Annotated in this window: 11 protein-coding genes; 7 read left to right on the plus strand and 4 right to left on the minus strand. The window is 35.5% G+C overall.

Annotated elements, in window-relative coordinates:
* Positions 1 to 1,743: 1,743 nt before the first annotated feature.
* The gene (locus BKP37_RS17615; RefSeq protein ID WP_071310944.1) at positions 1,744 to 2,301 is read right to left on the minus strand and encodes a phosphatidylglycerophosphatase A family protein; all 558 of its coding nucleotides are present in this window, start codon (positions 2,299 to 2,301) and stop codon (positions 1,744 to 1,746) included.
* Positions 2,302 to 2,485: 184 nt separating this feature from the next.
* Here BKP37_RS17615 and BKP37_RS17620 point away from each other — a divergent pair, with 184 nt between their 5' ends.
* The 3 genes from BKP37_RS17620 to BKP37_RS17630 all read left to right on the plus strand — a co-directional run bounded on the left by BKP37_RS17620 (position 2,486) and on the right by BKP37_RS17630 (position 4,727).
* Positions 2,486 to 3,001: a 2'-5' RNA ligase family protein gene (locus BKP37_RS17620; protein WP_071310945.1), complete on the plus strand. Its 516-nt coding sequence runs from the start codon at positions 2,486 to 2,488 to the stop codon at positions 2,999 to 3,001.
* Positions 3,002 to 3,004: 3 nt separating this feature from the next.
* Complete coding sequence (locus tag BKP37_RS17625) at positions 3,005 to 3,433, plus strand: GNAT family N-acetyltransferase (RefSeq protein ID WP_071310946.1); 429 nt, start codon at positions 3,005 to 3,007, stop codon at positions 3,431 to 3,433.
* Positions 3,434 to 3,587: 154 nt separating this feature from the next.
* Positions 3,588 to 4,727 (plus strand): MGDG synthase family glycosyltransferase, encoded by a 1,140-nt coding sequence (locus tag BKP37_RS17630; protein ID WP_071310947.1) that lies wholly within the window; start codon positions 3,588 to 3,590, stop codon positions 4,725 to 4,727.
* Positions 4,728 to 4,739: 12 nt separating this feature from the next.
* Here BKP37_RS17630 and BKP37_RS17635 read toward each other — a convergent pair whose 3' ends face one another.
* Positions 4,740 to 4,988, minus strand: coding sequence for a hypothetical protein (locus BKP37_RS17635; protein WP_071310948.1), 249 nt, complete (start codon positions 4,986 to 4,988; stop codon positions 4,740 to 4,742).
* A gap of 332 nt (positions 4,989 to 5,320) precedes the next feature.
* On the opposite strand from BKP37_RS17635, the gene BKP37_RS17640 reads away from it, so the two are divergent.
* Positions 5,321 to 7,594, plus strand: a complete 2,274-nt coding sequence (locus tag BKP37_RS17640; protein ID WP_071310949.1) for a UvrD-helicase domain-containing protein — start codon at positions 5,321 to 5,323, stop codon at positions 7,592 to 7,594.
* Between the two features lie 317 nt (positions 7,595 to 7,911).
* Here the strand turns inward: BKP37_RS17640 and BKP37_RS17645 are convergent, their stop codons facing one another.
* Both BKP37_RS17645 and BKP37_RS17650 read right to left on the minus strand, forming a co-directional pair.
* Positions 7,912 to 8,163, minus strand: coding sequence for a hypothetical protein (locus tag BKP37_RS17645; RefSeq protein WP_071310950.1), 252 nt, complete (start codon positions 8,161 to 8,163; stop codon positions 7,912 to 7,914).
* 129 nt (positions 8,164 to 8,292) lie between these two features.
* Positions 8,293 to 9,105, minus strand: coding sequence for a UTP--glucose-1-phosphate uridylyltransferase (locus BKP37_RS17650; protein WP_071310951.1), 813 nt, complete (start codon positions 9,103 to 9,105; stop codon positions 8,293 to 8,295).
* Positions 9,106 to 9,419: 314 nt separating this feature from the next.
* Between BKP37_RS17650 and BKP37_RS17655 the strand changes: the two genes are divergently transcribed.
* The 3 genes from BKP37_RS17655 to BKP37_RS17665 are packed head-to-tail and all read left to right on the plus strand — an operon-like array spanning position 9,420 to position 12,819.
* Positions 9,420 to 10,700: a UDP-glucose dehydrogenase family protein gene (locus BKP37_RS17655; protein WP_071310952.1), complete on the plus strand. Its 1,281-nt coding sequence runs from the start codon at positions 9,420 to 9,422 to the stop codon at positions 10,698 to 10,700.
* Positions 10,697 to 11,650, plus strand: a complete 954-nt coding sequence (locus BKP37_RS17660; RefSeq protein ID WP_071310953.1) for an NAD-dependent epimerase/dehydratase family protein — start codon at positions 10,697 to 10,699, stop codon at positions 11,648 to 11,650. The genes BKP37_RS17655 and BKP37_RS17660 overlap by 4 nt, the downstream gene beginning before the upstream one ends.
* Complete coding sequence (locus BKP37_RS17665) at positions 11,650 to 12,819, plus strand: glycosyltransferase family 4 protein (RefSeq protein WP_071310954.1); 1,170 nt, start codon at positions 11,650 to 11,652, stop codon at positions 12,817 to 12,819. Before BKP37_RS17660 ends, BKP37_RS17665 begins: the two co-directional genes overlap by 1 nt.
* The last annotated feature ends 27 nt before the right edge of the window (positions 12,820 to 12,846 follow it).

Here is a 12,846-nt window from a genome sequence, read left to right on the forward strand (position 1 = left end):
AGTAATCTAATTTCATGGTTTTCACCAATTAATCTTCAAATAATTGAAGATTAATTGGTGAAAACCATTGTCAGTAATCTAATTTCATGGTTTTCACCAATTAATCTTCAAATAATTGAAGATTAATTGGTGAAAACCATTGTCCAAATGAAGTTTTTCGTGTAATCTTGTCCATGAGTGAGAGTCCTTTTTTAGTGGATTTGGACGGGTTACCACCTGACTAATCCATTATAAAGGACTTTTTCTTTGCAATAAACAAGATTTACGAAGATTTTGAAGGTTTTAAATATTAAGTTTTAATTAATGCAATGCTAGTGATAAATTCTGATTATATAAAAAAAGCTCATAAAATTGTAACGGGTTCCGTTTGCTATCGCAAAACCATAAATGGCAAAAGAAAGTGCAGCCAAAAACGTATAACTAATTGCACCGCATTTGCGGTGTTTTTTTGTAACCTAATATAAAAAAATAGATCAATCATTAATTCGATTGAACATTCCAGATTTTTTTGGCTGTTTTCGTATACTTTGTTGTAGGTACTTTTTCCTATTTTTCCCACAGGAGTCAAGTTCCGTCCGCTCCATTCCACTATAGTCCTGGCAACTCAATCACAACAACCCTTGTGAAAACAGCCTATTTGGGATATCTGATTGAAGTATCGCCGCGTTAGTTAGTGAAATCCTTCAGAAACTTTATGAAGAACACTCGGCATGCATTTCAGCCTAGTTTTGGCCTTCAGCAACTTTATGAAGGACACTTAGCACTCGTTTCAGCTTAGTTTTGGCCTTCATCAGCTTTATGAAGAACACTTAGCATGCGTTTCAGCCTAGTTTTGGCCTTCAGCAACTTTATGAAGGACACTTAGCACTCGTTTCAGCTTAGTTTTGGCCTTCATCAGCTTTATGAAGAACACTTAGCATGCGTTTCAGCCTAGTTTTGGCCTTCAGCAACTTTATGAAGGACACTCGGCATGCATTTCAGCATAGTTTTGGCCTTCATCAGCTTTATGAAGGACACTTAGCATTCGTTTCTAGTTTTGGCCTTCAGCGGCTTTATGAAGGACACTCGGCATGCATTTCAGCCTAGTTTTGGCTTTCAGCGGCTTTATGAAGGACACTTAGCACTCGTTTCAGCCTGGTTTTGGCCTTCAGCGGCTTTATGAAGGACACTCGGCATGCATTTCAGCCTAGTTTTGGCCTTCAGCGGCTTTATGAAGGACACTTAGCATGTGTTTCAGCCTGGTTTTGGCCTTCAGCGGCTTTATGAAGGACACTCGGCATGCATTTCAGCCTAGTTTTGGCTTTCAGCGGCTTTATGAAGGACACTTAGCATGTGTTTCAGCCTGGTTTTGGCCTTCAGCGGCTTTATGAAGGACACTCGGCATGCATTTCAGCCTAGTTTTGGCTTTCAACGGCTTTATGAAGGACACTTAGCATGTGTTTCAGCCTGGTTTTGTCCTTCAGCGGCTTTATACAACTTTTTTATTAGTAAATTTATGTATGAATTAATGTAAATAGAAATGTAAATATATACTGGCTGGTGTCTATGGACAATTGGTATAGCATTTTGTGATACATATTTTGTTAAATTTATTAGTGAATCCTTTTATATCAACAAAAATTGACCGTCAAATTAGCATAAAATTTGACGGTCAATTAATAATACATTTTTAATGTTTGCGATAGGTAACGGAACCCGTTATCATTTGTCACTTCCTTTTTTTATCATCATATGATACGCTATTTATCCTATTCGTTCTTCCTGATCCCGAATATGGATTTTTTCATCACGTAGTCTTTCTTCGCGATCTCGAATTCGATGGGCTAAACGACTCGATGCATTAGCTGCGATACTACACACTAAGTCATCTAAAAATGTATTGGTTTGAGTCCCTTTTTGGTCTAACTCTTTAATAATCCCTGTTTTTTCTTTATCTAAAAATCCGAATGTTGTAACTGCAATACTCCCATAGCCAAATACACTCCCTAATGCTATGGTCTCATCTACCCCAAATAGTCCTTCATCTGAAGAGACGATCGATTGTAATGGCTCAGACAATTTCCCTTGCTCTGCTAATTTATCTAATTCAATCCCTACTAAAATAGCATGTTGTATTTCTCGTTTTTCTAGTACTCTATCAACACTTTCTATACATTCCTCTACCGTTAATACTGGTGTATACTTTACTTGCATTTCATAAACGATTTTTGCTATATCTTGAATTTTCACACCACGTTCTTTTAACAGATCTCTAGCTGCTTTTTCAACAATATCAGAATGTACAGATTCTTTCTTAGTCATACTACCTCTCCTCTATCTGTTTCTGTAAACCTAGTCCTTATTTTAACATACTTTTATTCCTACTACATTTTATGTACAAACAAACCAAAAGTTTCGTTTTTCTAAGCAGATCGTGATATAGTAGTATCATAATTTTCTGAATTACTATCGTGTTACATAAAAGCAACTCTAGGAGGGGTTTACTTTGAAATACGTTATAGCCATTATTCCTTCAATGACATTGCAGAATATCGCCAACCATTTACGAAAACGGTATGACTCACAGTATGAAATTCTTCCAACCCACCTACCTTTAAGTGAATCATCTGAAGTAAGTGAAACAGCGATTAAAGAAATGGTAGTAAAACTTAGGGAAGTCGCCAATGAAACGAACCCATTTTCATTACAAGTATTTAAGTATAGTTCGTTTAAACCTTTGGACAGTTCGATATATATGGGAGTCCGAGATATAGAAGAACTAGTTACCCTTCAAAAAAAATTAAATAAAATAAGCAAACCTACTGGTAAAACACACCCATTCATCCCTCATATAAAGATCTGCCAAGGGTTAGACGATGATGAGTTTCATGACATTTTAGGAAGATTAAAAATGGAATCGGTTAATTATGAAGAGAAATGTAATTGTTTTCAACTTTTATCAGAGTCAGAAAATGGCATATGGGTAGTGTACGAAACGTTTTGGTTAGGAAAGGAAGAATAAATAATGAATGTAACAATCGTAAAAAATGAAGAGCAATTAAAAGATGCTTATGAAGTCCGAATGAAAGTTTTCGTAGATGAACAAAAGGTACCCGCTGAAGAAGAAATAGATCAATTTGAAGATACTGCTACTCATTTTGTTGTTTATGACCTAGAAAAGCCTATAGGTGCAGGACGTCTCCGACAGTTAGACGGATTCGGAAAAATAGAAAGAATTTGTATTGAAGCGGACTACCGTGATAAAGGAGTCGGAAAGCTGCTTATGGAAGCAATTGAAATAGAAGGGAAGGAACTAGGGTTTACGGCTTTTAAATTGAATGCGCAAATTCAAGCAACAGGATTTTATAAAAAACTTGGTTATGAAGTTACTTCTGGTGAGTTTCTTGATGCTGGAATTCCTCACGTAACAATGAAAAAAAGTGAAAAGCATTAGCTTTTCGCTTTTTTCATGCTTACATTTCACTAGGTAAATCATATCATTCCAATATCTACTCAATTCATGCATGATTTTCTTGAAAGTCCGTAATAATAAGGATAATTAATCATGGACAAGGCCACTCTAAATCCTCGTAGAAAGGATTTTACTCATGGATAAAAAGAAAATAATCATTTTTTCAGTATCATTTGGAAATGGACATAATCAAGTATCAAATGTATTACACAACCATTTAAAACGAAAAGAATTTGATGTTGAGGTTATCGATACGTTTGATGTCATTAACAAATTATTCCACAAAGTTGTTCTAGAGAGTTATTTAAAATTGATTCGTTTTCGACCAAGTTTATGGGGAAAGCTTTATCAGTATTCTGAGGAAAATCCCAATTCAATTTTTTTAAAACAATTTAATGCTTTCTTAACAAACAAACTATATCGTACTTTAGAAGAGAAAAAAGCAGATACGATCATTACAACACACCCAATAGCAACAACCTTACTCGCTAATGTTATTAGAAAAAGGAAAGTACCTGTTCAACTATTTGCTTTACTCACTGATTTTGCTGTTCATCCAATGTCTGTACACCCAGAGGTACATGGATATTTTATTGCTTCAGAACATTTACGCTATTATGCTAAATTGTACAAGCTTGATGAACAACTGTTTTATCCTACTGGAATCCCTACATTAAAAGAAAATTTACTACAGATTTCCAAAAAACGATTACGTAAGAAACTGCATTTAGATGATAATAAAAAAACAGTCTTAATAGCGGGCGGTGGGGTTGGATTAGCTAAGTTTACGAAGATTTTATCAGGTTTAGAAGCATTTGATGAACCGTTACAAATTATCTGTGTTACTGGAGTTAATAAGCGTGCGATGCAAAAGGTTAAAAGGCATGAGAGTAAACACCAAATTCGCGTCCTAGGTTTTACTAATTTATTTATGGAATACTTAAAGGCAAGCGATGTTATTTTAACAAAAGCAGGTGGAGTCACGATGTCTGAGGCCTTAGTTTGTGAAACACCTATCCTTATTTTTCAACCACTTCCAGGACAAGAGGAACAAAATAGTCAGTTTTTAATGAACTACGGAGCCGCAATAAAAGCTGAAGTAGTTGAGGAAATTCCAATATTACTTGAACGTATCGTATTTAATGATCATTACCATAGTATTATGACGGAAAATGCAAAAAAATTGAAACAACCTAATGCAGCAAAAGAAATAACTAAAATAATTACTACAAGTGCCGAGAAAATTCAAGAAATGGAAAGCAGCTTTGGTGTATAGAGGGATTTCCCTCTATACACTCGCATCAATAATATACCCTTTTCCCGTAAGTTCACAAATCAATTTTCGATTCGTAAATTTTCTTCGATTATACTCATTTTTTAGAATGGTATAATTTATCTGTTTTTGTTGTTCAGTCAATACTTCATGAAACTTACTCTTTGCAACTGCTGAAATTGGTTTAATACTTGGCTGATCATAAGGGATTCTGTTTCCATACTGAAATAGTTGTTCGTTACGGATTGGTGGAATATACCCCATAATTATCACCTCTGAATTCGTTTTTTAAAACAAATTCTTATTCTTCTATACCCCATTTCCTGAACATAGTAGTAATAAAAATCGAAATTTTTATATGAGTTATTTCTATTAATATGCGTCCTTCCCTTACATGTTTCTTATTTTTTTGCTATAGTTGTTTAGTAGTTTTTTTATGTTTAGAAAATGTTTTTCAGCTGAGTGAGTTTCATCATGACCAAAACCAATCTGCATAAATCTATAGCTAGTTGCGAACGGTTTATCACAACTAGTTATAGTATCTTAGTGGAGGGAATTATGAATGTTGAAATTCATTAATCTAGTGGAGGTATTCCATGCAAGTAGCTTTTTATCAAGATAGCATCATTAACTTAACGAAGATTAATCGATCACAATTACAAAAACTTTATTTATCGAGCCAAAGGGGCGAACTGACTTGTCCTTGTTGTCGCCAAAATGTAAAACTAAGTGTAAGTATTCATAAGCAACCTTATTTCATCCATCCAGCTCAAATGTTTCAATGTCTTGATACAATCGCAGCTTTAGAAAAAAATTCAGTAGAAGAGCCCCTAAAATCAGTTGGTAGCTTTATGCTTCCTAGTAAACGAGAAATAAATAGTAATGTAGCTACTGCAACTAAAGCGAGTATTGATAGTTGGCAAGATCCTTATGTCGTCCGTAGTATACCTCCGTTCCAAAGTAGGCCACAAAATGAAAAAAGTCACCCTGACTATCTTTTAGATCAAAATCAATGGGAAGCTGTTTCTACAACTGAAGGTCCTCTTCTTGTATTAGCTGGTGCTGGTAGTGGGAAAACTCGTGTGCTGACGACTCGAACCGCCTATATGTTGACGGAAAAAGAGATTCCTTCAAACCGCTTACTGCTTGTGACATTTACAACAAAAGCCGCTAAAGAGATGAAAAGTCGAATGGCTGCCTTCAAAGGAATTAACAAAAGTGACTTAGCCTCACTTGTAGTTGGTACGTTTCACAGCATTTTTTATAAGATGCTAATGCATCATCAAGGCCCTCAATGGCAACCTAGCAAACTGTTAAAGTGGGATTGGCAACGAGAGCAAATCATTAAAGAAGCTTCTAAAGAACTAGGTATTGATGAAAAGGAATTTCCTTTTGACCAAGCTCTTTCTCAAATTAGCTTCTGGAAAAACAGTATAATACTTCCTACCCATGTAAAACCTGAAACCGATTGGGAGGAAAAGGTAAAATTTTTATACGAGCGATATGAAGACACAAAACGTAAAAACGTTCACTTTGATTTTGATGATATGTTACTAGGTTGCTTTCAACTACTAACTGAAAATGAGACTTTATTACGAAAATACCAAGAACGTTTTTCTTATATTTTGGTTGATGAGTTTCAGGATATTAATAAAGTTCAATATGAAATTATTGCGCTTCTTAGTAAACAATCGAAAAATTTATGTGCGGTAGGTGACGACGATCAGTCGATCTATAGTTTTAGAGGAAGTGACCCTTCTTATATCTTAAACTTTGAAAATGATTTTCCAGGTGCAAAAGTAATCACACTAAATTGTAACTACCGTTCGCATCACTCAATTGTATCGAGTGCAGGAAATGTAATATTTCAAAATAAAAAAAGAAGAGACAAAACAATTTTTGCAGCACGTGATAGCGAAAATCGACCAATTCAGTTTTTCCCTTATGATGAAGAAGAAGAAGCGACAATGATTGTTACTGATATTAAAGAAAAAATCGAAAATGGGGCAAAACCGGGAGATTTTTGCATTTTGTATCGGACAAACTCATCTTCTCGTGCAATCTTCGAGAGACTTGTAGCATCAACCCTACCTTTTCATATCGAACAAGAAGGCGATTCATTCTACGTCAGAAGAACCGTACGAAAAGCATTGGCTTACTTAAAGCTTAGCTATAATCCTGATGATCAAGAGGCGATAAAAGAATTATTAGGGGCAATGTTTATCAAACAATCTAGTTTAAGAGATTTAAAAGCATTATCAATCTTAAACGATTGTTCTTTGTTAGAAGCAATGACAAAACTTACTGATATTCAGCCTTTCCAACAGAAGAAATTAAAAAAAATGATCCCTCTATTTAAACAGCTTCGGAAGTTTACAACGGTAGAAGCTCTAGAATGGATCGAAAAAGAAATGGGGTTAAGTGATTATATTAAAAAGCATGGCAATGAAGGAAATGTCATTGATAAAGGGTCCGATGATTTACGTGACCTTAAAGTAGCAGCAAATAGCCACGATCGGATAAGTGATTTTCTAAGTCATGTTGATCATATGATTGCAAAAACAAAAGAATTAAAAGATCATTCCGGAAACAAAAATAGTATTCAACTTATGACAATACATCGCGCAAAGGGATTAGAATATAAAACAGTCTATGTTTTAAGTGTCGTTGAAGGAGCATTACCACATGATTATGCACTAGAAGCGCTTCGTGAAGGTAACATGGCACCAATAGAAGAAGAACGGCGATTAATGTATGTCGCTGTTACACGAGCTATGGATGGATTATACCTTTCAGTTCCTCAAAAAAGACGAGGAAAAAAAACTCACTCATCTCGATTTATACGAGATATGAATACGATTAAACTATAGGCTTACAGTTTTTGGTTGCGTTGCCTTTTAATGAAACAACCATCAGGTATATAGCGAGCCTGATGGTTGTTTCTACAAGGAAAGCGCAAGCGCCTTGGTCACGAGCGAAAGGCACTGGAAGGCCTTTGACAGAAGCCGCTCTTTGGCTTCCGAAAAGGACTGAAGTGACCGAGCTCGTAGGCGCTGAAGCTAGACAGTTTCAAAGTTAGAAATTTATAAATTCTGATACTACAAGATAACCAAATTTACTCTCTTTAGGAAATATAGATTAGGCTTAATTTCTTTTAGAACGTATTTAAAGTCAACTTAGCACGGAATTATATCCAAGACCACCCTTGATTTTTTTCATTTGTAGGTGGTTGGTCCTTTTTCTCATCTGTAGTCTTTTGTTCTTCCACTGTTGGTTGTGCTTTCACTTGTGATCTTCTTGTAAATACTAGATCATCCCAAGCGGCAAAAGGATTTCTCGGTTTAACAATTTGTGTTGCTTCTTCCTTTACCTCTTCTGTAACTTCAGGGTTTATTTCTTGCTTTTGCTTTTCAACCTTTTTTGTTCGTTTCTTTTTCACCTTTCAATTCCTCCTTACACGAATAATTCTTCTTTGTCAGAGAGATGTTTTTTACCTTCGAGGTTAAAACATAATTAATAAAGAAACCTATATTAACTTATGCAAACTCGTTTTTAGTGTGCAAAATTTTTATATGTTCCCTATCATTCTATTAATCAATTTTACATACTCTTTTTCCGACCCAATGTCATAGCGTTCACCGTAGACTTCGACACCATAACATTTCTCTTCCATGACTAAAGCCTTAATGGCATCGGTTAGTTGTATTTCCCCGCCCGCCCCTCTACTTACTGTGTCTAGAAAAGAAAAAATCGATGGTTCAAAAATATATCTACCACTAACTGCCAAGTCTGAAGGGGGAGAGCTTTTAGGCTTTTCAACAATATCAACAACTTCATACAATTTCTCCGCTAGCTGCTTCTCTTTAATGACCCCGTAATTGACTAAGAGGTCTTTCCTTACTTTTTTCAAAGCAACTAAGGAAGAGCGATAAGTATGATAAGCATCAACTAACTGTTCTAATGCCCCTTGTTTCGGACAAACAAAAATATCGTCAGGAAGTAAAACCGCAAAAGGTTGTGACCCGACAAAATGCTTTCCAAGCTTAATAGCATCACCTAATCCTTCTGCGTAAGGTTGGCGAACATATTGTATATGAATATTGGGCAAAGCACTTCTCTTTAATAGATGTTGCTTATTCTTTTTTTCTAAAAATGCCTCTAGTTCAAGTGAACGATCAAAATAATCTAAAATCATATTTTTGTTACGCGAAACAACAATTAAAATCTCTTCTATTCCCGCTCTTATCGCTTCTTCAACTATATAGTGAATGGCTGGTTTCCCAGCGATTGGAAACATTTCTTTCGGGATTACTTTCGTTATTGGTAAGCTTCTTGTACCATAACCAGCTGCGGGAATGATTGCTTTTGTTATTTTTTTCATTTCAATTACCTTCCCTCTTAACCTTGTCACTACTATATATTTATTCGGTTAAAACATGTCCGAAACTTGTCTAACTACAAAAAGTGAATTAGGTGTTCATTCCCTAGGGATTAACCCATTTTTCCTCCTTTCCTTTATGATTCATGCACGGTTTCGATAAATTCTAATACGATATAACAGCCCTATTTATTTACCTAGAAAAACTTGGCTTGTAATTGAATAGCAAAGCAACCGTTTTTTTAACTTAATAAAGTTTTGATAAATAACAAGGTATAGTTCGAATGTAAAACCGCTCGAATAGAAAGGGGATTAAGATGAAAGTATGTGTGATAGGAACTGGGTATGTAGGTCTAACAACCGGAACAGTACTCGCTGATTATGGTCATGACGTTTACTGCATTGATAAAGACCAACATAAACTTTCCTTGTTAACCAAAGGAAAAATCCCAATTTATGAACCTGGTTTACAAGAGATGGTTAATCATAATAAAGTTGAGGGTAGACTCCATTTTTCTAATGACCTTAAACAATCCGTTAATGACTGTTCAGTTATCGTAATAACAGTTGGAACGCCCCCTAACGAGGATGGCAGTCCAAATTTGACCTTTTTCCAGGAGGTAATTAACGATCTAAGTAGGTATATTACTAGTTATAAAACAATCATTGTAAAAAGCACTGTTCCACCGGGGACAAATGAATGGGTTGAACAAATGTTGCTTGAAAAAGGCATACAACCTCAGTTGTTTGATATTGTATCAAACCCTGAATTTTTAAGAGAAGGTTCAGCTGTTCACGATATGCTCTATCCAGATAAAATTGTCATTGGAATCAAAAGACCCGAACCGATAAAAATTTTACAAACTCTTTACTATAATGTAAATGCACCTTTTATTATTACTTCATTAACAGGGGCAGAATTAATTAAATATGCCTCAAACGCTTTCTTAGCCACGAAAATATCATTTATTAACGAAATAGCTCGGATTTGCGATGCGTATCAAGTGGACATTAAAGACATTTCATTAGGACTAGGAACAGATCCACGTATCGGATCACTCTTTCTTAATGCAGGTTTAGGCTATGGTGGATCCTGCTTCCCGAAAGATCTCCAAGCACTGCAGCATGCAGCTCTAAAAAAGAAAATTGTCCCAGAGATTTTAATGGCTGTTCAACAAGTCAATGATACACAAATCGAGTTATACTTTGAAAAACTAATCAATGAACTAACGACTTTGAATAACAAAAAAATTACCGTTTGGGGTTTAGCCTTTAAACCAGAAACTGATGATACTAGATTCTCAAGATCACTTCGGTTGATAGATAAACTTGTTTCCGCTGAGGCCAATGTTCACGCATATGATCCAATAGTACAACTAAATAACCCATCAATCCAATGCCACAAAAACATTTACGATTCCATCATAGGTTCAGAAGCCCTTATCATTGCTACAGAGTGGAGTGAATTTAAAAACATCGATTGGAAAAAAGTAAAAAATTTAATGAAAGGAAACCTCGTTATTGATGGAAGAAACTTCTTAGAACCACAAGCTTTAAAAAAATTTAACATTAAGTATATTGGGGTGGCACGCCCATGAACATTCTCGTAACTGGAGCTGCTGGATTTATTGGCTCTCATTTATGTGAGAGACTATTAGCTGAAGAACAACATCAAGTCATCGGAATTGATGGGTTTATCAATCCACTTTTAAGGTCTATTAAACAAAGAAATCTAACCACATTACTACAGCATCCAAGGTTTACATTTATCAATGAAAACTTATTAACCATCGACTGGAAAAAAATCCTCATAAATGTTGATGTTATTTACCACCTAGCAGCAATGCCAGGTGTTCGTTCAAGTTGGGGGAAAGACTTTGATCCGTATGTAATAAATAATATAAATGTTACGCAAAGGTTACTAGAAGCTTGTAGGAACAGTCCGATTAAAAAATTAATCTATATCTCTACTTCATCTATTTACGGAGAAGTAAATGGTAAAGTGACTGAAGACCGAACCCCTTCTCCCTTATCCCCGTACGGAGTGACCAAATTAACAGGTGAATATTTATGCAAAGTTTATCAAAAGACAGACAATATCCCGATTACCATCCTTCGCTACTTTACTGTATATGGACCTAGACAACGTGGTGACATGGCTTTTCACCGCTTTATTTTGCATAAACTCCAAAATCAACCGATTCCAATATACGGAAACGGAAAACAAACACGTGACTTTACGTATGTATCCGATTGCGTTGAGGCCACAGCAGCAGTACTTCATGCAAACAATGTGATTGGAGAAACGATTAACATTGGTGGGAAGGAACGCGCTTCGATATTAGATATTATTTCTATTATAGAAGACATCTTAGGCGAAACAGTAGAAGTAGAGTTCAAAGAAAAGCCACGCGGCGAACCAATGCATACTTGGGCAGACGTCACGAAAGCTGAAAAACTACTTCACTACAAACCGAAGATTTCTTTAGAAATAGGCTTGAAACATGAACTAGAAGATCTTAAGAGATTGTACCAGGGGGGAGGGTAATGAAACTTGCCTTCATATGTACAGAAAGTCTCCCCTCCCCTGCCATAAAGGGTGGAGCGATTCAAATGATGATTGATGGAGTCACACCATTTCTAAAAAAAAAGTTCCAACTAACAATTTATTCTGTTACCGACCCTGAATTACCTAAATATGAGATGAAGGATGGTGTCGAATATATTCGATACCCCCTTGATCAATATGTAGAAAAGATAGCTGAAAATCTTAAAAAGCAACAGTTTGACATCATCCATGTGTTTAATCGCCCAAAATATATCCCCATTTATAAAAAATCATCTCCCACTAGTAAAATCATCTTAGGTCTTCACAATGATATGTTCTCAGAGGTAAAAATTTCAACCCAACTCGGAAAAGAAGTTGTTGAAACAGTTAACCAGATTGTTACTATAAGTAATTATATTAAAGAAACGATTGTATCTCGTTTTGGCGAAGCGAACCAAAAAACGAAAGTCGTCTACTCAGGTGTAAATTTAGATGATTATCCACCATTATGGTCCGAAAAAGGGAAAGAAATTAGAAACATTTATCGAAATAGATTTGGCGTTGTAGATAAACAGGTCATCTTTTTCTCTGGAAGACTGACGAAAAATAAAGGGGCTCACTTGTTAATCAAAGCCATGAAAAAAATTGTGAGAAAATATCCAAAAACACTATTAATTATTACAGGTGGAAAATGGTTTAGTGACAACGAGCCAAATCGTTATACCCAGTATTTATATCGTCTAGCTAAACCAATCGAAAACAACGTCCTTTTCACAAAATTTATCCCTGCCCATGAAATTCCAAACTTATTTTTAATGAGCGACATTTTCGTATGTAGTTCTCAATGGCAAGAGCCATTAGCTCGAGTCCATTATGAAGCGATGGCTGCTTGCTTACCTGTTATTACAACAGATCGCGGAGGCAATGCAGAAGTCATTTCCCATAAGTTTAATGGTTATTTAGTGGATGAATTTAATAAAGTAAATTCATACGTTAAAGCCATTGATTATTTTTTACAAAACCAGGAGCTTTCTTCTTGGATAGCTAGAAATGGAAGAAACTTTGTAGAGGCGAACTTTCAATTCCATCATGTTGCAGATCGCCTTGAAACAGTTTACCTTACGTGTTTAGAAGAAAAAAATAATCCTAATGACTCAAACAAGGTGTAAGACATGATTACCTTACACCTTGTTTTT

This window comes from Anaerobacillus alkalilacustris, from assembly GCF_001866005.1.
GTDB lineage: Bacteria > Bacillota > Bacilli > Bacillales > Anaerobacillaceae > Anaerobacillus > Anaerobacillus alkalilacustris.